Raw genomic sequence first — 26,916 nt, 5'->3', positions numbered from 1 at the left:
AACTACCGAGATAGGTTCAATCATTGTGTTTTGTGCATAAAACTAAACCCGAACCCCAACAAGGCAAACGTCATCCACCTGTTCTAATGAGCCGCGCCAGCTTTGAAGAGATTTTTGCAAAATATGTTTTTGTTGCTCCATGGGTTCTTTGGAAATTGAAAGTAGCAAATCTTTTAATTGTGAGGCTTTGAATTTTTTGCCTTTTTCACCACCAAACTGATCTTGAAAACCATCTGTAAAAACATAAATCACATCACCCTGTTCAAGTTGAATTGATTGGGTGGTAAAGTCTTTCGCATTTTCAATTTTTCCAATTGGTTGTTTGTCCGGTTTGAATTCAATCAATTGATCATTTCTAATTATCCAAAGCGGATTATTTGCGCCTGCCCATTCAAGCATTTGACTTGATGGTGTTATTGCGCACAGTGAAATGTCCATTCCATCTTTCACATCATCTTCACTTTTCTCAAATTCCTGAATCACAATTTCACGTGTTTTGTCAAGAATTTTTCCGGGCGTGGTAATATTTAATTCACGCACGCTGCGGTTAAGTCCATTGTTGCAAACTACACTTACCATTGCGCCCGGCACACCATGCCCCGTGCAGTCAGCAGCAGCAAATAATATTTTATCAGGTTTTGATTCAAGCCAGTAAAAATCTCCTGCAACAATATCTTTGGGTAGGTATAGAATAAAATGATCAGGTAAGTGTTTTCTCACGGTTTTATCAGGAGGCAAAATGGCTTGTTGAATTCTTTTTGCATAGAGAATGGAATCCAGAATTTCTTTTTGCTTCTCTTCAACAATTTCTTTTTGCAATTCAATAATGTGTTTTTGTTTTCGCGTTACTTGAAACCGGTTGTACATAATCACAGCAAAAACCAGCATGAGTAAAAGTCCTCCAAACAAGGCAATTTGTTGATTTCTCTTTGCATTAAGTTCAGCGTCTTGTTTTTGAATCTGAAGATCTTTTACCTCTTGCATTTTTGCATTTTGAACACTGTCAGCGGTAGATTTTTTCTCATATTCATAACGATAATACTGTTGAATGGTTTGCACTGATCTTTCTTTACTTGAAAGACTATCTTCAGACATATACCATTCTTCATGCATTTGCAAGGCTTCTTTATATTTTCCCAATTTTTTATATGTGCGGTGCAAAACAGCAGATGCTCCGTTCAATTCAAGAATTGAATTCACTTCTTTTGCCAATGCATATGATTTTTCACCGTATTGTTTTGATTTGTTATAGTTTCCTTTATCGTAATAAATATTGGCAATATTATAATAGCATGATGCCAAACCTGATTTAATCTGCAAAGCATCTCGCAATTCAGCGCATTTAAAAAAGTAAACAAGGGCAGTATCTAAATTTCCTTTTTTATAATTTGCTGAACCCATGTTATTATAATCTTTGGCAATTCCAATTTTTGAATCCAATTCCAAATCTACTCGCAAGGCCAGCTCATAATTGCTTAATGCATGATCATATTTTTTATTTGCATACTCCATATTACCGGCTCTCTTTGATGAATCACCTTGTTCAAGATATACAGTACCCAAATTGGAATAGGCGTTAGCAACTCCTTTCGAATCACCCAATTGTTTAAATCGCTCAATACTTTCAAAATAGTATTTTGATGCATTGGCATAATCATCTTGGTAGTGATAAATTGCGCCAATATTAATCAACAGGGTAGCAATGCCTTTTTCATCTTTAATACTCTCACGCAATTCAAGACATTTAAAATAATAATTCAGTGCGGTAACCAAATCACCTTTTTGATGATATATACTTCCGATATTGATGTATGAATTCCCTACTCCCTTTTTATCATTGATTTCAACTTTCAACTTCAAACTTTCTTGGTTGTAAAATAAAGCAGAATCCAAGTTGCCTTGTGTTTTTGCAATAACACCCAAATTATTGAGGGCGGCACCTTTGTGTTTTTTATAAAAATAAATTTCATGTTTTGAAAGCGTAGAAGTCTCAACCAACTTTTTATTGCAGATACCAAGTACCGTGATATTGATCTGCTTATCAAGTTTTGGATCACTGGCATAAATGATATTGTCAAGATCCATATAGGCCTTCACCAGAACAGTATCGTTAGTTGTGGTTTCAATAATTTGATTGAGAGAATCAATCTGGAATTGTTTATCACCGGCATAAGTTTGCCAAGCTGAAAACAGCCAGAACATCATGACAAGAATTCGATACCTTTCGCGTTTTTTCACAGTAAATAAATTAACCGTGTTATGATTAAAGATAATGATTGTAACCAGATCAGATTCTCAGGTTCACTAATTAATTTTATCGTTTTAAATAAGGCATTAGAAATCAGATCAGTGATCGATGAATTAAATAAAAAATGACAAACGCACCACCCTATTTCACCACCGTAATCAATTTTTCATCACAAGAAAATTCTGTAGTGATTTGCACGATATAATTTCCGGGTGCGAGATCAGCCACCGGAATATTTTTTTCATTTGTGAAAGATTTTAATTCTTCACCGGTTGTATTCAATAATTTGACAGAAAAATTTATTTCAGATGTATTTATCGTAACAACGTCATACGCCGGATTAGGAAACACATTCCATGTCAATTGATTTGTTGGTTGAGAAATTTCAAGTGTACCGGTGCGATATCGCAAATAAATTTCAAAAACACCCACACTATTTTTTTGATGATAATACAATTTAGATTTGTCATTTGAAATGGTAGCAGCTTCAGGCACGTAACCGTTGTTTGAATAAATTACCATAGGCAAACTAAAGGTATCCGCAGGTGAATTTCTTACGGCAACACAAATTTCAGAATTAACCGTTCCGTCTTCAATGCGAGTAAAATAAAATTCTTTGCCATCAACACTTAATTGCGGTGCATAAACAATATAATTTGCATCATTGATGAGTGAGAAAATTCCATCAGTATTAGGTAATTTGTTAAACGTGGTATCATTTACTTTTTCAGCTACACCAAGTGAAGCCTCACACGGCATACCGAAAGCACATGAATTAAAATACGCGTTGACATAATAAAGAAAATTTCCATCGTATGAAATAGCCGCATCCATAATCAACCAGCCGGGCAGATACACATTAAAATCACCATACGTATGTTTAATGTCAGACACTGATCCACCACTGTAATTTGAGTTGAGAAGATTTTCATAAATGGTAGGATAATCCCTGAGTGAAACCCAGAAAAAACGATTATTCATATCTAAGGATGGAACTCCGTCAAGATGAGAAGGAGAAGGATCAAACGCATTGCCAACCAATCCAACATAATTAAACGTAGTATCGTTTACACGCGTCGCATAATAGAGATTTGTATTACCACCAGAATTCAGTGAATTAAAAAATAAAATTTGCTCATCAGCCGATAGAAATGGTTCCATTGCATCATGAGTTAAGCCTACGATAGTCACTTTTTTCTCATCACCAAACTGCGGATAAGCTTGCGACAAAACAACATTTTCTGCCAGTGCTATCCACATGAAAAAAATGCTAAAAATAAATGATTGAATGGATGACTTCATGTTCCATTTACGCAGGAAATAGATCATTGGTTGAATGAAATCACGTTAATTTTCGAGTGAAGAGGTTGGCTAATGGAACACGAACCAATGAGTACGAGTCAGAGAAATTTTTTGCTCCGAAACGCAAGAATTTATTACATGCATTCCAAAAAATCAGTTTTAAATTGAAGCACTCTCACAAGGCAATTGACGATCCACTTTTTTAAAGAGACCTTGCAACACTTTACCCGGCCCCACTTCAGTGACAGAAGTGCAACCATCAGCGAGCATCTGATTCATTATTTGTGTCCACTTCACCGGCGCAGTTACCTGAGCAGCGAGATCCTTTTTTATTTCAACAGGATCAATACATGCTTTTGCACTCACGTTTTGATAAATAGGACAAATAGGATTTGAGAATTGGATCTCTGCAATAGCCTTTGACAGTTCTTCTTTTGCAGGTTCCATGAGAGGCGAGTGAAAAGCGCCACCAACCTGAAGTAACATTGCACGTTTAGCACCGGCTTCAGTTAGTTTTGCGCATGCCGCATTCACAGCATCAACGGCGCCTGAAATAACTAACTGACTTGGTGAATTGTAATTTGCAGGCACCACTACCCCATCAATTTCTGAACATATTTTTTCTATCACTTCATCTTCCAATCCTATTATTGCTGCCATGGTAGAAGGCACTGCCTCACACGCTTTTTGCATGGCGATTGCGCGAATGGACACTAAACGTAAACCATCTTCAAAACGCAAAGTTTTATTTGCAACCAAAGCTGACAATTCACCTACTGAATGTCCTGCAACCATTTGCGGTTGAAAACGATCTTGCAGTGCATGCGCCAGAATAACCGAATGTAAAAATATAGCAGGTTGTGTAATTTTTGTTTGCTTCAAATCTTCTTCAGTTCCATTAAACATCACATCGGTAATTCTGAATCCTAAAACATCGTTTGCCTTTTCAAATAATTCTTTCGCTAAAACAGAATTCTCATAAAGGTCTTTTCCCATTCCTACAAACTGTGAACCCTGACCTGGAAATACGTATGCTCTCATGAAGATAGATTTTATTGATTTGTGTAAAATTAACTGAATTTCATCAATACAGGTTTTTTGTTTTGAACTTGCAAAGAGATCAAGGGGTTAGGCATTTAGGACTGAGGAAAGGAAAGGCGGTGACGTTAGTTCACGTTTTTATCCTCACTCCTCTTTCCTCTCTCCAAAGGAAAGAGGAAGTGACGTGAGTTCGCACTTTTTCAAAACCCTTGCGCTATGGCTTTCCCTCGCTGAGGGGAATTAAGGGGGAGGGAAAAGAGGTGACGTTAGTTCACGTTTTTATCCTCACTCCTCTTTCCTCTCTCCAAAGGAAAGAGGAAGTGACGTGAGTTCGCACTCTTCGGAAACCCTTGCGCTACGGCTTTCCCCCTCACTGAGGGGGATTAAGGGAGAGGAAATTTACCGTAGTTTCTATTTCATCCAATAATTAGTTAGCTTTCCAACTGACATGAACAATATCCTTGTTTTTACGATAATCTTTTCTGTTATTCGTGCAATAAATTGTATTAATAAACTGTTATTGTGTTATGAAAAGATTTCTTGTTTTATTTATCGGCATCATTGCACTCACGTTTTCATGCAATAAAAAAGACCATTGCAAAGGTGATACTATAGAAAAAATATTTGTTGCCAATGAAGAGTCCGGTTCGGTTACAGTGTTTGATGCAGATAACGGAGAAGTATTAAATACGGTAGATCTCACGATAAAAAATGAGATGTACATGGCACATAATATTCAATCAAATCCTGATCATGAATTTGTATGGGTCACGGCAATTCCCATGCACGGACACGGAGACGAATTATTGATGAAAATGAATAGCCGCAGAGAAAAAGTGGTCCAAACTTTAAGCTTGGGAGAAGAACAACACTTGGCACATGTTGTAACTGATGAAAGCGGAGAATTTGTCTATGTGACAGCTAACGAGAGCGGAAAAGTATTTCAGGTTGACGCTGAAAAAATGGAATTGAAACAAAGTTTTGATTTGGGTGCAAACAGCGGACCACACGGCATGCGAATGATGGATGGTAAACTTTATGTTGCCTGCATGAATTCATTTGAGCTGGCTATTATTGATCTGGCAAGTGGTACAATGGAGAAAATTAATGTGGGAGGCATTGCCGTTCAAACTGCTGTTCTTCCAACACTCAACGCCGCGTTTGTGAGTATTTATGATTTGAAAGAGGTGGTTAAATATGACATCACCAACGGAGATACTACACGCATTCCATTACCGACAGATGCGCAAGGCCCGATTCAACTTTATCCTTCGCCTGACAATAAAAAAATCTACGTGTGTGATCAAGGTATTGTAAATGGTAATCCTGCTTCCAATAAACTTTATGTAATTGACACAGATTCCAACACGGTAACCTCAACTATTACTGTAGGTAATGGCGCACATGGGGTAGTCACCAGTAATGACGGAACGAAAATTTTTGTTACTAATTTGGCCGATAATACGGTTTCTGTAATTTCTGCTGAAACATTGACCGTGATTCAAACTATCAACGTGGGTACTGCACCTAATGGTATCACTGCGTTGCTGTGTAGTTGTGAAGATTAATCAGGCCACTTTTTAAATGGATTTTTTGCAAGATTTGAATTGTAATACCGTGGATCATCCGTAACATTTTTTTCTACCCAATCAGGTTTTGTGTACACTTCATCTTCATGTTGCAATTCAATTTCTGCAACTAGTAAACCTTGATTCTCACCATGAAATTCATCTACTTCCCAACGATGTTTTCCGCTATGAACAAGATGTCTGGTTTTTTCTATCAATTGGTCACAGAATTTTTCAAGCAACGATTCAGCCAAACCTAATTCAATTTCATGTTCAAATTCTTCACGCACGGCACCTTTGTTTCTACCCTTAATAGTAAGCCAAGCTTTATCATCTGCGGTGCGAATTCGAATAGTTTTATCAGGATCATCACTCAGGTAACCTTGCTTTATCTCAATTGATTTTTCAGGTTGAACCGTTTTCCATTTGTTCAAGTTGATCAGGTACTTGTATTCTATTTCTTTTGGCATGTTTCTATGTTAAATTCTACAAGACAAAGATATTGATGAAAGTCAGACTCGGAATAGTTAATTTTAAAATCCACTCATAGCAAATTCTTATGTTTTATACGTTTTTGGAACACACTTCAAACCAGATTTGAAACTACAATTCACTTCAAAAGCTCAACTGATATTGATCAGAAACCCTTGTTTTTCAAGCAGTAAACACAACCTTTTACGCTTGTTATGCGTACATTGTATAAAAGCGAGGTGATGGAAAAGATGAAATATTATATTTTACTATGTCTTACAGGATTGTTTTTCATAGTATCCTCATGTGATAAAACACACGTTGCCGGTAAGCGTTTTATAAAAGAAGGGCGCTGGTGCGTAACAGAATTAACTGCCGGAACAACCAGTTTCACTAAGTTGCCAAAATGGTCAATCAGTGCGTGTGAAAATCAAGAAGAATATTGTACTGCAATTTGGGAACATCAAGGCGGAAGTACCACAACATTTTACTGGAAATTTTACAATCTCGGCGGAAATTTTTCTCTCTTCGTTGATCCGGGTGAAACGGATACCGGCACCATGGCCTATTCACAGTGCAGAAATTTCAGCGGTGAATATAAAGTGATAGAAAACAACCGGTATGGTTTTCAGTTTGAATCTGAAGAATCTGTTGGATATCCCGGAAAACTGGTGAAAATTGTGTTGACTGCGCAGTGATTATTATTCGCAATAAGTGCTGTAACTTCAACGCAAGCTCTGGAAACTTTTTTCCGCAGTACGCAGTCAGGAATCAACCCAAACATTCTATTCTGCTTCACCAGAAAATGAAAGCGGTTTAAACTCTTTTTCTAAAAATAAATCCGATATTGTCCAATAGGTAAAAATCCTGTTTGATATGTAGTTTCAATTTGCATGGTATTCACGTTATACTGTGTCCAGAAAATATTTCTGTAGTTGGTGATATTTTGAAAATCAGCCGCCCACTCTTGCGTAACTTTTTTACCTACCATTTTAAATGCAATGCGCAAATCGCCGCGAGTATAATTCGGGTATCGCATTTCATTGGTGTGTTGCACATCACGAATTTCAGTATTGAGTAACTGACTTTCTGCAAGCAAAATTTCAGTGTATCGTTTGCCGCCATTCAAGGTATATTTCACATCAAAAGTTAATGAACATTGCTTTTTCTTTCCCGGTTTAAAACGCAATTCATAACCGGCTAAGGCATTAAAAGTAAAATTGCCGTTGAATGCGGTATTATATTCTTTACCATCACTAGGAGTATATTTTGATTGATAAATCGATGTGGTAATTAGAAAATAAATCCCTTTATCCAGAAATTTTTCAAGGGTTAATTCTATTCCGTAATTTCTTCCTTTTCCGCTATTCACCATATTGAGCGGAAGTGCAGTATTAAAATCTGCACCAAAATTTAAAATTGAAAATTGAGATGAATCACTGTCCACAGGTACATCATACAAGTGCTGATAATAGGTTTCAAGTTTTGCCTGAATCCCAAACGGAAAACTCCGTTGATATCCTATTACAATATGATGACTTTTGGAAAATTTGACATCCTTGTTCGGGTTTATCATTTCGCCATTTTCTTCAATTTGTCTGAAGTACATTTCAATGGGTTGCATTTGACTGTGCAAACCATATCCAAAACTCAGTCGGTCATTTTCTGAAAGATTCCATGACAAACCTGCACGAGGTTCAATGATTGCCTCATTATTCAAGGTGAGAATTTGTGCGTGAACACCAATATTCATCGTAATTCGCTGGGAGGGTCTGATTTGATATTGAGCGTAGGGTTGAATTAAAAATAATTCTCCTTTATGTGAACGCAAAACTTCATAGGTACTATCATTTGTTCGGTAAATTGAATCATTCAGATTCAGAAAATAAATATCATTATGCAAACCAATTTTGAATGTATGTTGTGACGATATTTTTTTGTTGTAATAGATATCACTGGTTTGTTTTGAAATGGTAGAATTACTAACAAACGTGCGAAACGGGTTTTCGTAATTCAAATCAACAGTATCATTTAAAATAAAATTCAAACTTGTTTGCAAGCCCGCAGAGATATTTAGAAAAGAGGAATTTCCAATGCGTTGTTTATGTGTGATACCAAATGCACCCACGTTTGATTTATAATAGGTATTGCTGTAATCAAGCGCAAATAAATCAGAACTATCAGCAGCATCTTCAGCTTTAAGACTCACAACGCTGATGCCGCCAATTCCAAAAATACTTGTTGTTCCATTTTTTGAAGGAAAATTTAATTTAAAACTCAAATCTTGATAATCGGGCGCAGCTGTTGTACCAATATTTATTCCCAAGTATTGAAAAATAAAAAGTGTTGAGTATCGGTAGCTGAAAAGATAAGATGCTTTGCTACTGTCAGAGAAAGGACCTTCCGCCATGAGTTCAGCACCATTAAATCCAAATTGAAACATAAATTCATGCTGCTCATTATTTCCTGTTCTCATTTTCAAATCAAATACACCTGCGTTAGCATTTCCATATTCAGCCGGAAACGCCCCTGTAAGAAAATCAGAATTTGAAAGCACATTATTATTCAGCATACTAATTGGACCTCCGGTTGTACCAAAGCGTGCAAAGTGATTGGGGTTTGGAATATCAATACCCTCCATTCTAAAAAGCACACCTGAAGGTGAGTTTCCGCGAATCACAATATCATTTCGTGAGTCATTAGTTCCTTGCACACCGGCGTAGTTTTGCGCCATACGTGCTACATCATTATGCGCACCGGCAAACCGATTAGATTCTTCAACACTAAAAGAGCGAATACTTACATTGGCCATTTTATTAATAGTCTCCCCTTCTTTCTCAGCTGTTACTTCAACTTCACTCAATGAATTTACTGACTCTATCATTTCAATTTGCAAGACAATTTCTTTTCCTGATATATCCAAATTACTTAGCGTTACGGTTTCATAACCAACAAAACTTATTCTGATCGTTTGTCTGCCTAATGGCACATTTTGTAATCTGAAGCCACCGTCAAGGTCTGTCACGCTTCCAATCAGCGGGTCAGAGTCAACAACGATGACCTTAGCGCCAATTACCGGTTGCATAGTTTGTTTGTCAATCACCGTTCCGCGCACAGTTTGAGTTATGTTTTGAGCAAAGACAGAAGTAAAAAAAATCAGGCACAATGAGGTGAGAAATTTCATGCAGTAAAAGTTTTATGAGCACAAAAGTATTATCTACCTTGAGTCGGCAAAAAAATATCTGAACTTTAACTATTTATTAAAGAATTGGTTTCTAAGGTCGAAACCCATATATCTCAATCAATACGGCTGATAGAATAGCTGAATTGGTAGAATTTTCTAAATTTGTTTACCAGACATGACCACACCGGAAAAGAAAATAGCAGTCATAGGAGGCGGAAGCTGGGCAACGGCCATTATGAAAATGCTTACATCACAGCAACAACCTGTGTATTGGTGGATGCATAATGAAAGTTCGGCAGCGCATATCCTAAAATACCGACACAATCCTAAATATTTGCAATCAGTAGAATTTGATGTTGATCGTATCAATATCTCAACTGACTTGCGTGAAGTAATTTTTCCGGCTGATTATATTATCATTGCCACGCCATCTGCTTTTCTTTACAATACACTGAAAGATTTGCCTAAAGAATTATTCAAAGACAAAATCATTTTTTCTGCAGTAAAAGGTATCATTCCTGAACTGAATAAAATTCCCGGACAATTTTATCATGAGCATCTTGGCGTGCCGTATGAAAAAATTGGAATCATCTGTGGACCATGTCATGCTGAAGAAGTTGCTTTAGAAAGATTATCCTATCTAACTATTGCCTGTCAAGATGAACGCCACGCAAAATACATGGCAAGCCGTCTTGAAACGCGGTTTATCAAAACCACTTTGTCTGACGATATTTTTGGAACCGAATTTTCAGCCGTATTGAAAAATGTCTATGCCATTGCTGCCGGTATTTGTTCGGGGCTTGGCTATGGTGACAATTTTATCTCAGTTCTCATTGCAAACGCCATTCAGGAAATTGAAAATTTCATTGATGAAGTCAGTCCAATTCACCGTGACGTAAAATCATCTGCCTATTTGGGTGACTTGCTGGTAACCGCCTATTCCAAGTTTTCTCGCAATCGTACTTTTGGTATGATGGTGGGCAAAGGTTACTCTGTAAAAATTGCACAAATGGAAATGGATATGATTGCTGAAGGATATTATGCAACAAAATGTGTAGTTGAAATCAACAAAGAATATTCTGTTGAAATGCCCATTCTTGAGGCAGTAAATAATATCATCTACGAAAAAATTTCTCCTGTTATTGAAATCCGTTTGTTGAGTGATAAGCTTTCTTGAGGGGTTAGGACTTAGGGCTTAGGGCAGAGGACTTAGGAAAAATTCAAAAGGGTTTACAAAAAGGGTAAACTAACGTCTCTTCATTTCCTCTCCTCAGTCCTCTCCAAGGAGAGGAAGGTCAATGCACACGAGTTTCCGAAAAGTGCGAACTCACGTCACTTCATTTCCTCTCCTCAGTCCACTCCAAAGGAGAGGAAGGCCACTGCACACGAGTTTCCGAAAAGTGCGAACTAACGTCACTTCCTCTTTCCTTTGGAGAGAGGAAAGAGGAGTGAGGAAAAAAACACCACTTCACGTCACTTACTCATCTGATTCTGCGTCTTGCAATAAATCCCTCTTATGAAAAAAAGCATTGCGCTATTCTCCGTTGTAATTTTTCTTTCTGCATTTTCTTTGGCACAAAACTGCGATGATGAACCTGTAATTTTATTCACTCAAAACACCTACACGATATGCCCGGGTGAAACTGCATTTCCTATTGCGTTTGTATCTGGTTCTGTTGGAAACGTATCATACAATTGGTTCCCTTTTTCTGGTGCTGATAATAACATTGAAGTGACTACGGATACAACAGTCTGGTGTTATCTTGAAATAACAGATGAATGTTTCACGGTTCTTGATTCATGTTTGATTGAAGTAGATGAAATCTTACCATCTTCAATTAACATTACCGATGCAACAAATTGTCCATCTGTATCAGGGGCAAATGGATTGATTCAAATTTTACCTGATTCCCCGCTTTGGACTTATTCATTATCCGGAGCTGATTATTCTGCAGGTCCATCCGGTATAAATTCATTCTCAAACTTAAGCGGAGGTATTTATTATTTTGTTCACATAGAAAATACGAATGGTTGTGTGCTAGATACTGCAGTGTTTGTCGGACTGAATACAAACAACGTTACAGCAGATTTTATATTTACTTCAGTAGATACATTGACTTGTTTTAGTGATTCAACTTCAGGGGCAGAATTTATAAATACCAACGGAGGCATCACTCCACCTTATGACGTATACTGGTATAATGCAGATGGTATTTATGAGCAAGAAATAATTAATGCAGGACAAGGAGATGCCGTTTCAGGATTAAGCGGCGGCAATTGGGTTGTAGCTGTTGTAGATCAGGAAGGTTGTGCATGGTCACAAAATTTTGTCGTGGTGGAGCCTGATCCTATCAAGTTAAATTTCACGGTAACAAATCCCAACTGTTACGGATTTAGTGATGGTGCAGTAATTTTAAATTCATGGCCAGGTGCAAGTAATCCAATCAGCGTGATTATGACCAACGCATCTGGAGCACAGATAAATCTTCCAATTATTACTGAAATTCATATGCTTGCTCAAGGTTGGTACTTTATTCAATTAACCGATAATAACGGATGCATTGGATACGACTCAGCTTATGTTGACGATCCGGACATCATTGATATCACCTACTCAACCCAAAACCTTAACTGTTGGGATGATGGTGATGGATACATTGTGATTGACACAGTAGCAGGATATTTTGGACTTTATGGGGGTATTGGCTATTACTGGAATCCTGACCCGAACAATATTAATGGTATTGGTGCAAACGAAAATTTAAATATTAATGGCGGAGATTACACGCTTACGATAAATGATATGAATGGCTGTTCACGTACATTTGACATTGCACTTTTTCCGGGTGAATTTTATTTTACGTCGGTAGGAAGTACACCTTATTCGCCGGGTGGTAACGCAAGTGTTTTCTGCAATGTATCCGGCGGAACTGCACCGTACGATTACACATGGACTTATCTTGGAGACATGGCAAATTTCACGGGTGATTCTGTTGATGTATCAACCACCGGATTGTATCTCATTACCGCAGAAGATGCTCATGGGTGTATTATCACTGATACCGTTTATGTTGGTCAAGTTGGATTTGATTCAGAAAGTAACGTAACTAAAGTGGATGTTTTTGCAGATGCGTTTCAAACAGGGGTAATCACGGTAAATAATGATGAGCAAGAAATAATTTCACTTATGCTCTATAATATGCATGGCAAATTAATTTACCAAGGTCAAATTGAAACCGGAACACAGAAAATTTATTTGAACATTCCGGCAGGCGTCTATTTTTATGAAGTTAACTCATCACACGGTTTGATTAAAGGGAAACTTGGGATGAATTGACTGACGGAAATGTTTTGATACGCTCCTAAAAATTTTCCCGCTCAACTTTTTCTTTTTTCAAACCGGCTTCAATCAGTGTTTCATCCGGAACGAAATAATACATAGCGGTTAGACCAATTAATAAAATAGCACGAAGACTCACCCTATTCATCCACTGCTGAAAATTGGTATTGGTTGTTCTGAACATCAATCTGAAAATTAACCACACAAGTAAAGCAAGACCACCTCCAATTAAGATGCGGTCAGCCATTTCCCAAGACATATATTCAAACTGTATACCAACAAGTGAAATAGCTGAAGCCATACCGCCCAACTTAGTAATGAATGATGCAAACTTCTCATGCTCTGACTGCTCAGGTTTTAGCATCGAAGTAAAAAAATAAAGCAAGGATAACATGCCGCAAAAAACCAGCATAAACATTCCGGCAATACGAATATTAAATGTTCCTAATAAAATCAGTAGCAGAAGTGCTGCTAAAAAATAGAAATCTAATTTCTCAAATTTTTTTAGTGGTTTATAGATGGCTCTCCCTTCATCTATATTTTGATACGCTCTATTCATGAAGTGAATATACACATTTTGATTTTTTATAAAAGAGAGGAAAGAACATCATTTTCACTTTTCACTAATTGAAGCGATGATTCATCAACCTTTTTTTAAGCATAAGTAGTACCCCATGCCCCATAGATATTAAAGCTATTCCAATTCCCAAAATCCTGAAATCCTAAATCCTATTCCCTAAGCCCTAACCTCGCATTAATAAATTATCCGAAACTATCATGCCAAACTACCAACTTTCAATTTCAACAGACGAACCTTCATTTGTTGATAATAATTTATTTGAATGCAAGTACTCCACCACACAGTCTACATGACTTATGAATGCTGCAAAAAACACAAGTCAATGATCTGAATCATACCATGCGATGATTGCAAAAACAGGCCTACTCATTTTCTTTTGCTGGTGCTGAGAATAAGCCAAATCAACAAAACTTGTACACATGGCAAATGTTGAATTGCAGTATGCAGACATGTTTTTTCTGTATAGGAGTAATCTATTTTTGGAGAACCCAATTTTTTAACCGTGCGTTACTACAAAGCAGATATCGTGTTAACAGAAGTGCCTGATGAAATCAGCCTATGCTTCTCTATATGTGGATGTACCCTGCGCTGTGAAGGATGTCACTCACCTTTTTTGTGGAAAGAATCTGCCGGAAATTTTTTAGACAGAGAAACCTATCTGCAAAAATTAGACACCTATGACGGAATGATCACCTGCATTTTGTTTATGGGTGGTGAATGGCACGAGGATTTGCTTTCAGAATATCTGATGCTTGCACGTGAACGCGGTTTAAAAACTTGTTTGTACACCGGTCTTGATGATGTGCCGGCACGAATTAAAAAACATCTCACCTACCTGAAAACCGGTCCTTGGATAGAAGAATCAGGCGGCTTGAATAACCCGTTCACAAACCAACGGTTTATTGAAACTGAGACCGGAAAAAAACTAAATCATTTATTTTATAAAGGCACCTATGATACGATTAACACCTAACCAGATTCAAGACAAAATTAATTTCATCAACAACTATATCAAAGCTGAAAACGCTGCGACCGGTTCTACCATGGATGCAAATGCCAACGTGTCTTCCAAAAATATTGCAACGATGGAAGCTGAGTTGAATAAAGACATTAACGTGCAAGTTAACCGCACCTTGGTTTACAATAAAATTACTGAACTTTTTGGCCCTGAACTGGGTGATGAATACCTCCGTCAGATTGAAGATCATGAAATTTATGTTCATGATGAAACATCACTCAAACCATATTGTGCATCTATCAGTATGTATCCTTTTTTGCTTGATGGTTTAACAAAACTTGGTGGTGAAAGCAAAGCACCTGAACATCTTGAAAGCTTTTGCGGTTCTTTTGTAAACCTTGTTTTTGCTGTGAGTTCTCAGTTTGCTGGTGCACTTGCAACGGTTGAATTTCTCTTATACTTTGATCATTTTGCACGCAAAGATTACGGAGCAGATTATATTAACACACACGGCAAACAGATTAAAAATCACTTGCAACACGTAGTGTACGCCGTGAATCAACCTGCGGCTGCCCGAGGTTATCAATCTGTTTTCTGGAATATCTCTATTTACGACCAATACTATTTTGATAGCATGTTTGGAAATTTTGTTTTCCCTGACATGACTAAACCAGAATGGGAAAGTGTGCGTGGGTTGCAAGAGTTTTTCATGAACTGGTTCAATCAAGAACGTACAAAAGCTGTACTTACTTTTCCGGTTGTTACGGCAGCCATGTTGGTAGCAGAAGGAAAACCAAAAGACAAACAATTCTCATTGTTCTGCGCCAAAGAACTCAGTGAAGGAAATGCGTTTTTTGTTTATCAGTCTGAAAGTGCAGACAGTTTAGCGTCATGCTGTCGTTTGAGAAATGAAATTGCCGACAATACATTCAGCTATAGTTTAGGTGCAGGTGGAGTTTCTACCGGATCAATCAATGTGATTACTCTCAACATGAATCGTCTGGTGCAAGATAAACGCGACCTTAAAAAAGAAGTTGAAAAAATTCAGAAATACCAGGTGGCCTTCAGAAAACTGGTGGGTGAATATGAAGCTGCCAATATGTTACCTGTTTACTCAGCAGGATTAATTTCGCTGGACAAACAGTTCCTTACCATTGGTATTAATGGAATGGTTGAAGCTGCGGAAAGTCTTGGAATTGAAGCCTCAAACAACGATGAGTACAAACACTTTGTGTCTTCTCAATTAAAAGTAATTTACGACAGTAACAAAGAAGCTAAACAAAAATTTGGTTACATGTTCAATACTGAATTTGTGCCGGCTGAAAACCTAGGTGTAAAAAATGCATCCTGGGATCGCAAAGATGGATACAAAGTGACACGTGATTGTTACAACTCCTATTTCTATGTAGTAGAAGATGATAATACAAACATGCTGGATAAATTTGTTCTACACGGTAAAGAAATTATTCAATATCTTGATGGAGGTTCTGCACTACACATGAATCTTGAATCATACGGTACACAAGAACAGTTTCAGAAATTACTTGAAATTGCTGCACGCACCGGATGTAATTATTTCTGCTTCAACATTAAAATTACGATCTGTAATTCATGTAACCACATTGATAAAGAAACAAAACAACGTTGCACAAAATGTAATTCAAAAGATGTGGACTATGCAACCCGTGTAATCGGATACCTGAAACGCGTAACTAATTTCAGTGCTGCACGACAAAAAGAGCATGACCTCAGACATTACCATTTGGATCAGCAAAAACAAAACGAAGGAACCACTTTGCGCCGTGAACAAATTCTGCAGGCTGCAAATAAAACCAACGTTACCATAAACGAATAATATAATTAAAAAGAGATAAGTTACCCTGCACTGTAAGCAATTGGGGTTAGGTTGCTGCAGTTAACGGGGTAACTTCTTTTTTTTATGAACTCCGTTTGGGACACCACTCCTTCTCTCCGCTGATAATAATCATTGCAATCTGACGTTTGTATTCGTAACTTAGCAAAAACTACTCGCTTATGTTACGTCGAATTTTTTTAATCTCCATCGTGGGTATTCTTGCTGCTTCATGCAATCGCAAAGGGTGCACTGATACTGATGCCCTGAACTATAGTGAAAAAGCAAAGAAAGATGATGGCTCTTGTATTTATCCTGAAGGATCAGTAATCACGTTGAATTTTTCTCATGTTTTTGATGCAGGCGCAGTCAACTCATCTTTATTTGATGATTTGATTTATTCTAATGAACAAGGCAATGTGATGAGCATAACCAAACTGATTTATCATATTTCTGATCTGCGTTTTTATAAAGCAAACGGAGATAGTGTAATGACTGATGCGTACCATTATGTTGACATCAGTTCAACATCTTCATTATCACAGAATGTTGCAGAAAAAATTCCGTTTGATGCGTATAATGCCATTGGTTTTAATATTGGATTTACACAAGATGATAATGTTTCAGGTGCGTATAGTGATTTGAATGCACTTAACTGGAACTGGCCAGAATCATTAGGCGGTGGATACCATCACTTACAATTAGAAGGAAGGTTTATTGAAACTAGCACTGACACGACTATTTACGCCTATCATGCAGGAAGTACAGTGCGTGAAATTACAGTAACCGATACCATTTTTCACGAAAATCATATTTGGGTGAAAATTCCTGTTACAGCATTTGATCTTTCTAAAGATGCGACAATCAGTTTAGAAATGAATGTAGCCGAATGGTTTAAAAATCCAACCAGCTGGGATCTCAACTTCATGGGTAATAGTTTGATGGGAGATTATGATGCTCAAATATTAATGCGTGCAAATGGCGCTGATGTTTTTTCAGTAACCGGTATCACGCAATAACGCAAAAGGAATATATCTGCCGAAGTGTAGAATTATTATTTCAGCAATACAATTGAAAAAATTACAATGGCAATTCAAAACTGGTTGTCCAAGATGAATTATCATCACGCACTAATTTAACGCGTAAAAAAGATTTATCTCCGGTGCGCTCAATTACGCGGTCAGTTACAATTCCCTCACGTTGATTTTCATCCATAATTTTATCACCCGTGCGTGGAAGAAACGGATAAAGAATAGTGACCTTTTCATCTTCAGTAAGCACAAGTGCTGTGGCAACATCAAAAATAATTTCTTCAAATTTTTCACCAATCATCTCATCGTTCATTTCATCTTTTGCAGCATCTTTTAGATTTTTTGCCCAATTGAAAAAACGCTCAGTTGCTATTCTTCTCAAATCATTATGAATATATGCCGGAAAAGGACTGCGTATGTGTTCATGATCATGAAGCCAGAATTCAAATGTTTCATTCACTAGTTCACTGCTTTGAACTGTGCCCTCTGTCAATACTTGTTGATTGTTCATAGTTGTCTCAATAATTGTTTCAAAGATAGCGCTTAATCCCTTAATCCCAAAATGACAGGTTCAGCATGCAACGCTATTGAATGCATTCAACACACAAAATCTTGATGCTGATAATTTTCAGAAAAAAAGATGACATCTGTTTGTTTAACAAAGCGCAATCCGCGCTAATCAACGAATTACAAGAGTTTGATTAGGTTGAATTAATAGTAAAAAATACTGAACAAAATCAGGTTTTAAAAAAACTGTTTCTCCTCATGTTTTGCCCTACTCATGCAACTGAACTTTGTCCCAACGATACACAATTAATATCTACATCTATGAAAACAAAAATCAGAATAGCTGCCATGGTTGCCGGGCTGACCTTGTCTGCATCAGGAGCATTTGGTCAATTTAAAATCTCTGGAGAAGTAAGACCACGCTTTGAATACAGACATGGATTCCAAACACTGTCAGATTCAGCAATGGATGCCGGGGCATTTGTTGACCAACGTACACGAATCAACTTTGATTACAAAGCTGAAAGAGTTGAATTCAAAGTTGCATTACAAGATGTGCGCGTTTGGGGTAGCCAAAGTCAATTAGTTACCAATGAAGACTACGGAGTGTCAGTTCATGAAGCATGGGGCTTAGCCCGTTTAAATGATCATTGGGCATTAAAATTTGGGCGTCAAGAATTAGTCTATGATGATCACCGTATTTTAGGGAATGTTGAATGGGCTCAACAAGCACGTAGTCATGACGCTTTGTTGATTCAGTTTAAAAATGAAAAATTAAAATTTGATTTTGGTGGTGCCTACAATCAAGATGCACAACAAAATAATACAACTAACTATACAGTTGCAAAAAGTTATAAATCTATGATTTATGGTTGGGCAAATTATAAAGTGAACGATGCATTTAATTTCAGCGTATTGGCGTTAGGTGTTGGACAGCAAGTGAACTTTACCAATACCCTTGGTCAAGCTGATCGCCATGACAACTATTCTTTGACAGCAGGGGTACGTCCGGTATTTAAAAAAGGTAAAATCAGTTTGAGTTCTAACCTTTATTATCAAATGGGAAGTACCAATGGTTGGCCGGCAAAATCTATAAGCGGTTACTTGGCTAATCTTGATTTCGCTTATCAAATCAAAGATCCGATTAAAGCTTTTGTTGGATTTGAAATGATTTCAGGAAACAGCCAAACTGATACAACCACGTCATATAAAAATGTACAACACGCTTTCAATCCTTATTTCGGAACCAATCACAAATTCAACGGTTTCATGGATTATTTTTATGTAGGTAACCACATTGGTTCTGTTGGTTTGAATGATGCATATTTTGGAGTTGAATTCAAAAAAGAGAAATATAGCTTTGAGTTAGCCGGTCACATCTTCATGGCGCAGTCAAATGTATTAGACAAAAATGATGTTGATACCTTGGGTAATTACAATTACACAGCTATGAGTCCATATTTGGGAACTGAAATAGACTTTACAGGAAATGTACAATTAACACCTGGCGTGCGTTGTGCTTTTGGTTACTCACATATGTTGGGAACTGAAACTATGGTAGCCTTAAAAGGAGGTGATTTAGATGCAATTTCAAATTGGGCTTATGTTTCAATAATCTTCAAACCAGTACTTTTTGAACAAAAACCTTAGATTAACGATAGATTACGATGCAAACGAGGGTCGGTTATGCCGGCCCTTTTTTTTTGCCTTGAAAAAGCTTTCTGATATAAATCATGATTTCATATAAAAAATAGTACCGATATTTACAGCCGGACATAACGCTTTAAGGACAACTATTTAGTATGAAAATTATTGATAAAGACGGCAAACGCATTGACGGCAAAGCCACTGAGAAAGAAATTAAGAAAAAACTTAATGAAGAAGATCCAATCATACGCAACGCTGTGAAGGATGAAAACATGGAAGAATTTTCTCCAATGGATCCACCTGATGCATATAATTTGGAAAGAGTAAGAGTTAAAGGAGTTGACATGAATAACCTCAACCCTGTTATCAACGTGTTTATTGATGAGCATAAAGAATTACTTCAAATATTAAACGAATTTGATGCTGCACTCAACCATTTCAAAGAATCTAAATACATTCTTAGCAATGAAACTAACGTGGTGTTTAATAAATTCTTCAATTATTTTGACAGCCATATTTTACCTCACAATAAAAAAGAAGAGCGCTATTTGTTCCCTGAACTAAATGAGCGTATGATTAAAGATGGTGAACATGGAATAGACAATATCACCGCAGTAGATTTGATGGAAGATGACCACGTGAAATTTATACAATTGGGCTCGCTCATTTTTAATTTCCTTGGTTTAGCCGCACGACTACCGGATGGGCACTCACGTTACTTGGTGCTTGACATTGCATTCCACAACGGAAAAGAATTGGTTGAGCTACTTAAATTACATGTGTTCAGAGAAGACAACACGGTATTGCCAATGGCTCAAAAATTATTTACTACAGAAGAACTGAATGCCATTCACGAAAAAATGAAACATGCAGAACCAGACGAAACACATCACCACGATCACCACGATCACTGATCAATTCGGTCGTGTGCATGATTATTTGAGAATATCGCTCACTGAGCGGTGTAATCTCCGTTGTTTCTATTGTATGCCTGAAGAAGGCATTCCGCTGCGTGAAAAAAGTGAATTCATGTCAGCTGAAGAAACGGTTGCCATTGCCACACGCTTTGTTCAAATGGGAGTGAAAAAAATCAGACTCACAGGTGGAGAACCATTAATAAAAAAGAATTTCAGATCTATTCTTGCTGATCTTTCTAAACTGCCCATTGAATTAGCTATAACAACTAACGGAATATTGGTTGATGAATACATAGATGATTTCAAAGCCGCCGGATTAAAAAATGTGAACGTCAGTTTGGATTCTTTGCAACGCGAAAAATTTGAAAAAATATCCCGCAGAAATTATTATGACCGCATCATGTCAAATATTCAATTGCTGGTGAGAGAAGGATTCAATACAAAAATCAATGCCGTGGTGATGCGCGGTGTGAATGATGATGAAATTGTTGACTTTATTAAATGGACCAAAGATTTTCCCGTTCAGGTTAGATTTATTGAGTTTATGCCATTTGACGGCAACAATTGGAACTGGGAAAAAAAGGTATCTCTGCGTGAAATTTTAGATGCCGTGCGCACTGAATTTGGTATAGAAGAACTTGAAGCCTTACCCGCAAAAAATCATGATACCACAAAAAATTTCCGCATTAAAAATTTTGCCGGCTCATTTGGAGTTATCAGCAGTGTAACAAATCCTTTTTGTGATTCATGCAACCGCATCAGATTGACGGCAGATGGAAGAATAAAAAATTGTCTTTTCTCACAAACGGAAACTGATCTTTTAAGTGCATTGCGTTCCAATCAAGACATTACGCCAATGATTGTTGATGCTATCCTGAATAAAAAGAAAGAAAGAGGAGGAATTGATTCTTTTCAAAATCCTGAGAGCATTCAAAAACTTTCAGCTAACCGCACAATGACTAGCATTGGAGGTTAACCCGAAGGAAAATAATTTACTTCTCTTTGACTTGCAACCTTGCACTTGGTTGATGTTTTTGCGTCACATTAATTTTACTATCTCATTTTTGGTTAGGTAGAATGATGATTTAAATCAGTTTATTTGGTTTCTCAACTTCTTAAATTTGAAGAGCGTATAGAATTGTTAACCCCCTACATCCGAGTTAAACAATGAGAAGTTTGATAAGAGAAACCTGCACCGGGCAATGGCTTGAGCTTTTGAACCGTGAGAGTAAAAAAATTACGGTGAAGGCCAAAGAAAATATCTTCAACGCCGGCGATACGGCTTTAGGTATTTACGAAATTATTTCCGGTAAAATTAAAGTTACCGCCAAAGACTCAACGGGTACTGAATCACTCGTGCGGCTGGCCGGTGACAATGATATTCTTGGACATCGTGGTGTTGGCGGAGACTGGATTTACCGTGTAACTGCCACCGCTCTTGAAGACACGAAATTGCTTTTTATTCCAAGATACACCTTTGAATTAATGGCAAAAAATAATCCTGAATTCAGTTATCGGCTCATGACTTTGTTTGCAGAAGATCTCAGACATTCTGAAGAAAAAACCATGCACCTTCCTGTTGTGAATCGTGTAGCAAATGCCATCTTGATGAATTGTGAAGCGTTTGGTATGAATAACAAAACCGGCAAACTAAATTACACCATCAGCCGACAAGATTATGCCAACCGTGCCGTAACAACTTATGAAAGTACCATACGCGCAATTGCAGATTTAAAACATTCAGGTATCATTGACACCGACAATAAAACTATTCTTGTAAAAGATTTCGATCGGTTGAAAAAAATTGCCCTTACCGCTGAAATTGCATAGATAAAAATCAAATTCTTCTTCCCTTGAGGGAGGACAGAGGAGGGTGACCGTATGTCGCAGAATAAACTCTGAAGCATTGTTGTTAATGTAGTATTGCTGTCACCCTCCTTAATTCTCCCTTGAGGGAGGAAAGCCATGGCGTAAAATGAATCTGTAAAATAATCTTCCTGCTTCAAACCATGTCAAAACCACTGAGGTAAACCGGATTATTCATGAGATGATGATACTCTGATTCATTCAAATTAACTGGACGGACTACAATATGAATCTCATTATTTTTTTTTAGTTTTTGAAGTAGTCCTGTTCTTAGTCTGAGTGATTTAATTTTATCTGCGCGTTGATCTTCATACATGAGTAAGGTGTTCAACTCATTTTGTGCAAGCACAGCCTCAAGTAAAACTTCAACTTTTTTTTCGTGACCCGGTAACCAGAAAATTCCCTCCGTGGCTAAAAATCTAAAATTTTCAGGATTAAATATCTTCCTTAACCATGGCACGCGGGGTAAAATTTTCACCAATAATTTTCCCGTACGACCGGGTAATGAAACTACCTTATATCCGGCGTGAAATATCTGAATTCCGGCTATAATTTTTCCTTGATCTTTCAGAACAAAATAATTGTCTTGTTCAAATAAATGGGCAGTACTGAAGAAATTAAATCCCTTGTAAAAATTTAGAAGATGCCTGAGAACTTCTTCTTTTTCATCCGATTTAATTCTACTCACCTGATCTGACTTTTTTGGGTAAAATCTAGAAAAAGCGGTGATGGTAAATGTACCTGCAGATTCAAACCCAAAACGCTCATTCATGCGGAATGATCGGAGATTCTGTGGATCAATGTATCCCCAAAAAAAGGTGTTTTTTTCTTCTGTTTCGCTATCGCCAAGTTGACCGGTTTGAAATAATTTTTTCCAATATTGATCAAAAACAGAATTGCGTTCACGTACTTTATCTGATGATCCCTGAACTATTTTGTCAAATGCAAAATAGCGCAAATATAAAGCAGTTCTTGTTGTTTGGCCTAGTGTAACCTGACGCTCACAAATAGTGACTGTACCAATCGCTTTTTTATTTCTTTCAAGATAAAAAAAATGCGGACAATCCAATTGATGAATGCGACTTGATGTATCCAATAACTGATACTTGGAACCCTCAGTACCAATGAGTGTATTCTTCAATAATTCAATGACAGATTCCGGCGGAACGGTGGCGTGTTGAATCAGGTTTGCCAACCGGTTTTCCATTAGAAATTATTTATAACATACTGATTTTACAGCAGCAATAATCCGCGCAGGATTAGGCAAAGCTTCAGGCATCAGACTTGGAGAAAAAGGAAATGGCGTATCAGATTGCATCACTCTTTTTACAGGGGCATCTAAATAATCAAATGCATAATTTTGCAAATGATAAGCAATTTCAGACGCGATTGATGCGATAGGCCATGATTCTTCAACCACAACACAGCGATTAGTTTTCTTTACTGAATTTACCACCGCACCATAATCAATTGGACGGATAGTGCGCAAATCAATAATCTCACATGAAATACCTTCTTTCTCCAATTCCTCGGCTGCTTTATATGCCTCTTTGATAATTTTTCCAAAACTTACAATGGTAACATCTGTTCCTGCGCGTTTGATATCTGCAACACCAATTGGAATGATATATTCACCGTCAGGAATTTCACCTTTGTCACCGTACATTTTTTCTGATTCAAGAAAAACAACCGGATCATTATCACGAATAGCGGCCTTCATCAAACCTTTGGCATCATACGGATTTGAAGGAGTGATAACTTTCAAACCAGGCACATGAGCATAAAAGGCTTCAAAACTCTGCGAGTGCGTAGCACCAAGTTGTCCTGCTGTTCCATTACCACCGCGAAACACGATAGGACAACCAATTTGACCACCTGACATCTGCAAAATTTTTGCCGCGCTGTTGATGATTTGATCTGCCGCAAGTATGGCAAAATTCCATGTCATAAACTCCACAATAGGACGCAAACCATTCATAGCAGAACCTACTGCAATTCCGGCAAAACCAAGCTCAGCAATAGGCGTATCAATAATTCTTTTAGCACCAAATTCATCCAACATGCCTTGTGACACTTTATAAGCTCCATTATATTCGGCAACTTCTTCTCCTAAAAGATAAACGCGTTCATCACGGCGCATTTCTTCTGACATGGCTTCTCGTATGGCTTCTCTGAATTGAACTACTCTCATGTTTTTTACTTTTTTTTGGGGCTGTTTTTTTGACGGTGCAAAATTCAAGCTTCTTACCTTTAGCAATCTGCTTTATACTGCAAAACCATCTGTTTTGTTATCTAACGGATTCAAATTTACAAAAAAGTTGTTGAAAAGCGCACTGTTACCAAGAACCCGCTGTGAAGGGCAGTGTGAGTGTTAGAGCAAAATGTATTATTTTCCCTTAATCCCTCTGAGCTAAGCCCTAAATCCTAACCTCAAATTCCTCAACGTAAAACGAACCCGGAAAACTTGAGTCAAAAGTGAAACGCTCCCAGGTTCCGTAAATTCTGATTAATTTATTGTATGGCAATTTTACTGCATGAATATCTAAAATATATAAATCATCCTCCGTGTAATTATCAGGCAAATCATGCATGGTTCCCGGTTTATCACCAATTGGAATAGCTAACGTTGAAATAGAATCAAGTGAACAGTCTTTTAGCTCAAGCGTAATTTGATTTGTGTAAGAAAAAATCAACTCGGGCAAAACAATTTTCGCATCAAAAAAACAAAACAATGCATGCACTGAAGTGTCAAATAGTATTTCATCCGTTAATTCAATTGCCTTGTCAAGAGCGGGGATTTGATCTATATTATCTGCCTTTTCAATTGAAATAATTTCAGCATAGCAAGCAGATTTTGTGACATCATCTGACTGAATTCGGGCGGTGATAAAAACATAATTTCCAATGGAGAGAATTTCATTTGAGGCAGAAACAATTTTAAAATCTTCAGGTAAAAACTCTTCAGGTAAATCATGTACGTGATTGGGTTCAGTACCCGTTGGAATTGAAAGTTGGATTCGGAAACCGGCCTGTTGATTGCGTCGTTCAAAAATAGGCACGGTCATTTTTCCGTTGGTGATATTGATATAGTTCCCCGGGTTTCCAATATACCCTCTAATGCAGATCACATCACCAACTTGTGCGGTATCTGATTTCAAGTCATCCCATGATATATTCAAGGTATCAACTTTAATACTATCATCCACAGAACCTTCGTTAGAATTTTGATCGCTTGAATTTCCGTTACAAGAACAGATTATAAAGACAACAATCGTTGAAAAATAAAGTATTGAAAATTTAAAGAGAGAAGATGCAGACTTCATCATTAATCAACAAACTGAATAGTGCGCAACATGGCATCAGCTTCACGAATATATTCACGCTTTTCAAAATTAGGTCCGTAAATATAAACGCACACGGTAACCACTTCATTTCTTCCTCTATGATGTAAGGTATATTGCACAAACGGTCCACCGCCAAACGCAGCGGGGTTACCGGCGTGTTTCCATATTCCTCTAATTTCAACTGCCGAAGCAGATTCATAAGTAAATATTTTACCAACCGGGTAAACGGCTGAATCCATTTCAGTAGCCATGTATGATCCCTCAAGTTTGCCCGGTATATGATATTTCAGTACCGTATCACGATCACGTAAAACTCCATCTACAGTGAGTTGTGAAGGATCAGTGTATGGTTTTTTCCAAAGCAAAATACCCTGTTGAATCCAGTATGTTTGTGCACCGTTTTTTTGTTCACTGTTTGCCATTACGTGTCGTGAACGATCACGTTTTACCCAGGTAAAATTTGCAGAGTCAACCCGTATTTGACTATCAGATGGAACATGAATTGATATGCCGTAATTTTTTTGAGCACGTTCATGCAAAGCCTTGTTGTAATCTTTTTTATAATGAGTAATTAAATCATTCAATTCAAAATTGTTGATGATGTTGGTTACATAAGCAAATTCGTTTACGATATAACTGTACAATCTATCCGGGTCAGAATCTTTTACAAGAACAAAAAGTTGACCCTTTGCATAATAATTTTTCAATTCCAATACTTGAGTTTCCTGAAACACGGTATCATCTACTACCATAACTTTTAGCAGCAGACGATTCATTTGTCCAAGATGATCCAAGTCTTCCGGTCTTACATGGGTCACTGTAAACATAGGCTCAGAGCGCAGTGCAGGGCCTTTGGTGTCTTGATCAAGATGATACATCACGGCTTCACCCAGTGGGCCATTCCAAATATTATCTTCCATCAATAAGATGATATTACCATGAGCGCCCATTGCGTTAGGTAAAAGATCTTCTCTTGTAAGATCCTGTCCACAAGAAAAAAACACAAAAATAAAAAGTACCGAAAGACTTTGATAAAAAGAAAAATACCTGCTCATTGCTA

At 37.4% G+C, this 26,916-nt stretch carries 22 protein-coding genes; 11 read left to right on the top strand and 11 right to left on the bottom strand.

The window, feature by feature from the left end; all coding sequences use genetic code 11:
* Positions 1-42: 42 nt before the first annotated feature.
* From IPH66_01545 to fabD, 3 genes are all read right to left on the bottom strand, one after another.
* Positions 43-2,238: a tetratricopeptide repeat protein gene (locus IPH66_01545; protein MBK7128036.1), complete on the bottom strand. Its 2,196-nt coding sequence runs from the start codon at positions 2,236-2,238 to the stop codon at positions 43-45.
* A gap of 151 nt (positions 2,239-2,389) precedes the next feature.
* A complete protein-coding gene (locus tag IPH66_01540) occupies positions 2,390-3,577 on the bottom strand; it encodes a T9SS type A sorting domain-containing protein (protein ID MBK7128035.1) in 1,188 nt (395 codons plus the stop codon).
* A gap of 132 nt (positions 3,578-3,709) precedes the next feature.
* Positions 3,710-4,591 (bottom strand): ACP S-malonyltransferase, encoded by an 882-nt coding sequence (gene fabD / locus IPH66_01535; protein MBK7128034.1) that lies wholly within the window; start codon positions 4,589-4,591, stop codon positions 3,710-3,712.
* Between the two features lie 527 nt (positions 4,592-5,118).
* Between fabD and IPH66_01530 the strand changes: the two genes are divergently transcribed.
* Positions 5,119-6,159 (top strand): YncE family protein, encoded by a 1,041-nt coding sequence (locus tag IPH66_01530; protein MBK7128033.1) that lies wholly within the window; start codon positions 5,119-5,121, stop codon positions 6,157-6,159.
* Here the strand turns inward: IPH66_01530 and IPH66_01525 are convergent.
* Complete coding sequence (locus IPH66_01525; protein MBK7128032.1) at positions 6,156-6,629, bottom strand: CYTH domain-containing protein; 474 nt, start codon at positions 6,627-6,629, stop codon at positions 6,156-6,158. The genes IPH66_01530 and IPH66_01525 overlap by 4 nt on opposite strands.
* A gap of 243 nt (positions 6,630-6,872) precedes the next feature.
* On the opposite strand from IPH66_01525, the gene IPH66_01520 reads away from it, so the two are divergent.
* A complete protein-coding gene (locus IPH66_01520) occupies positions 6,873-7,328 on the top strand; it encodes a hypothetical protein (protein ID MBK7128031.1) in 456 nt (151 codons plus the stop codon).
* Positions 7,329-7,459: 131 nt separating this feature from the next.
* On the opposite strand, the gene IPH66_01515 is transcribed toward IPH66_01520, so the two are convergent.
* A complete protein-coding gene (locus IPH66_01515) occupies positions 7,460-9,814 on the bottom strand; it encodes a TonB-dependent receptor (protein ID MBK7128030.1) in 2,355 nt (784 codons plus the stop codon).
* A 175-nt stretch (positions 9,815-9,989) separates the two neighbouring features.
* Here IPH66_01515 and IPH66_01510 point away from each other — a divergent pair, with 175 nt between their 5' ends.
* Both IPH66_01510 and IPH66_01505 read left to right on the top strand, forming a co-directional pair.
* On the top strand, positions 9,990-10,991 hold the full coding sequence (locus IPH66_01510) for an NAD(P)H-dependent glycerol-3-phosphate dehydrogenase (GenBank protein MBK7128029.1): 1,002 nt from the start codon (positions 9,990-9,992) through the stop codon (positions 10,989-10,991).
* A gap of 339 nt (positions 10,992-11,330) precedes the next feature.
* Positions 11,331-13,151 (top strand): T9SS type A sorting domain-containing protein, encoded by a 1,821-nt coding sequence (locus tag IPH66_01505; GenBank protein MBK7128028.1) that lies wholly within the window; start codon positions 11,331-11,333, stop codon positions 13,149-13,151.
* Positions 13,152-13,176: 25 nt separating this feature from the next.
* Here IPH66_01505 and IPH66_01500 read toward each other — a convergent pair whose 3' ends face one another.
* Complete coding sequence (locus IPH66_01500; protein ID MBK7128027.1) at positions 13,177-13,713, bottom strand: hypothetical protein; 537 nt, start codon at positions 13,711-13,713, stop codon at positions 13,177-13,179.
* Positions 13,714-14,236: 523 nt separating this feature from the next.
* On the opposite strand from IPH66_01500, the gene nrdG reads away from it, so the two are divergent.
* The 3 genes from nrdG to IPH66_01485 all read left to right on the top strand — a co-directional run bounded on the left by nrdG (position 14,237) and on the right by IPH66_01485 (position 17,563).
* Positions 14,237-14,707: an anaerobic ribonucleoside-triphosphate reductase activating protein gene (gene nrdG / locus IPH66_01495; protein ID MBK7128026.1), complete on the top strand. Its 471-nt coding sequence runs from the start codon at positions 14,237-14,239 to the stop codon at positions 14,705-14,707.
* Positions 14,688-16,547 carry an anaerobic ribonucleoside-triphosphate reductase gene (gene nrdD / locus IPH66_01490; protein ID MBK7128025.1) on the top strand — a complete coding sequence of 620 codons (1,860 nt, stop codon included), beginning with the start codon at positions 14,688-14,690 and terminating at the stop codon, positions 16,545-16,547. Before nrdG ends, nrdD begins: the two co-directional genes overlap by 20 nt.
* A gap of 179 nt (positions 16,548-16,726) precedes the next feature.
* Positions 16,727-17,563: a hypothetical protein gene (locus tag IPH66_01485; GenBank protein ID MBK7128024.1), complete on the top strand. Its 837-nt coding sequence runs from the start codon at positions 16,727-16,729 to the stop codon at positions 17,561-17,563.
* 61 nt (positions 17,564-17,624) lie between these two features.
* Here the strand turns inward: IPH66_01485 and IPH66_01480 are convergent, their stop codons facing one another.
* Positions 17,625-18,086 carry a hypothetical protein gene (locus IPH66_01480; GenBank protein MBK7128023.1) on the bottom strand — a complete coding sequence of 154 codons (462 nt, stop codon included), beginning with the start codon at positions 18,084-18,086 and terminating at the stop codon, positions 17,625-17,627.
* 317 nt (positions 18,087-18,403) lie between these two features.
* Between IPH66_01480 and IPH66_01475 the strand changes: the two genes are divergently transcribed.
* The 4 genes from IPH66_01475 to IPH66_01460 all read left to right on the top strand — a co-directional run bounded on the left by IPH66_01475 (position 18,404) and on the right by IPH66_01460 (position 22,476).
* Entirely contained in the window at positions 18,404-19,732 is a 1,329-nt protein-coding gene (locus IPH66_01475; protein MBK7128022.1) for an alginate export family protein, read from the top strand.
* Between the two features lie 152 nt (positions 19,733-19,884).
* Positions 19,885-20,643: a hemerythrin domain-containing protein gene (locus IPH66_01470; GenBank protein ID MBK7128021.1), complete on the top strand. Its 759-nt coding sequence runs from the start codon at positions 19,885-19,887 to the stop codon at positions 20,641-20,643.
* Positions 20,597-21,622: a GTP 3',8-cyclase MoaA gene (gene moaA / locus IPH66_01465; protein MBK7128020.1), complete on the top strand. Its 1,026-nt coding sequence runs from the start codon at positions 20,597-20,599 to the stop codon at positions 21,620-21,622. The genes IPH66_01470 and moaA overlap by 47 nt, the downstream gene beginning before the upstream one ends.
* 191 nt (positions 21,623-21,813) lie before the next feature.
* Positions 21,814-22,476: a Crp/Fnr family transcriptional regulator gene (locus tag IPH66_01460; GenBank protein MBK7128019.1), complete on the top strand. Its 663-nt coding sequence runs from the start codon at positions 21,814-21,816 to the stop codon at positions 22,474-22,476.
* 172 nt (positions 22,477-22,648) lie between these two features.
* On the opposite strand, the gene IPH66_01455 is transcribed toward IPH66_01460, so the two are convergent.
* From IPH66_01455 to IPH66_01440, 4 genes are all read right to left on the bottom strand, one after another.
* Positions 22,649-23,719, bottom strand: a complete 1,071-nt coding sequence (locus tag IPH66_01455; protein MBK7128018.1) for a hypothetical protein — start codon at positions 23,717-23,719, stop codon at positions 22,649-22,651.
* 6 nt (positions 23,720-23,725) lie between these two features.
* A complete protein-coding gene (locus IPH66_01450) occupies positions 23,726-24,703 on the bottom strand; it encodes a pyruvate dehydrogenase complex E1 component subunit beta (protein ID MBK7128017.1) in 978 nt (325 codons plus the stop codon).
* 226 nt (positions 24,704-24,929) lie between these two features.
* On the bottom strand, positions 24,930-25,718 hold the full coding sequence (locus IPH66_01445) for a hypothetical protein (protein ID MBK7128016.1): 789 nt from the start codon (positions 25,716-25,718) through the stop codon (positions 24,930-24,932).
* A gap of 119 nt (positions 25,719-25,837) precedes the next feature.
* Positions 25,838-26,911: a DUF4837 family protein gene (locus tag IPH66_01440; protein ID MBK7128015.1), complete on the bottom strand. Its 1,074-nt coding sequence runs from the start codon at positions 26,909-26,911 to the stop codon at positions 25,838-25,840.
* Between the last annotated feature and the right edge of the window lie 5 nt (positions 26,912-26,916).

The sequence above is a fragment of the Crocinitomicaceae bacterium genome (assembly GCA_016708105.1).
In the GTDB taxonomy this organism is placed as follows: Bacteria; Bacteroidota; Bacteroidia; order Flavobacteriales_D; family Crocinitomicaceae; genus JADJGJ01.
This window is presented reverse-complemented; position numbering and strand designations above follow the sequence as displayed.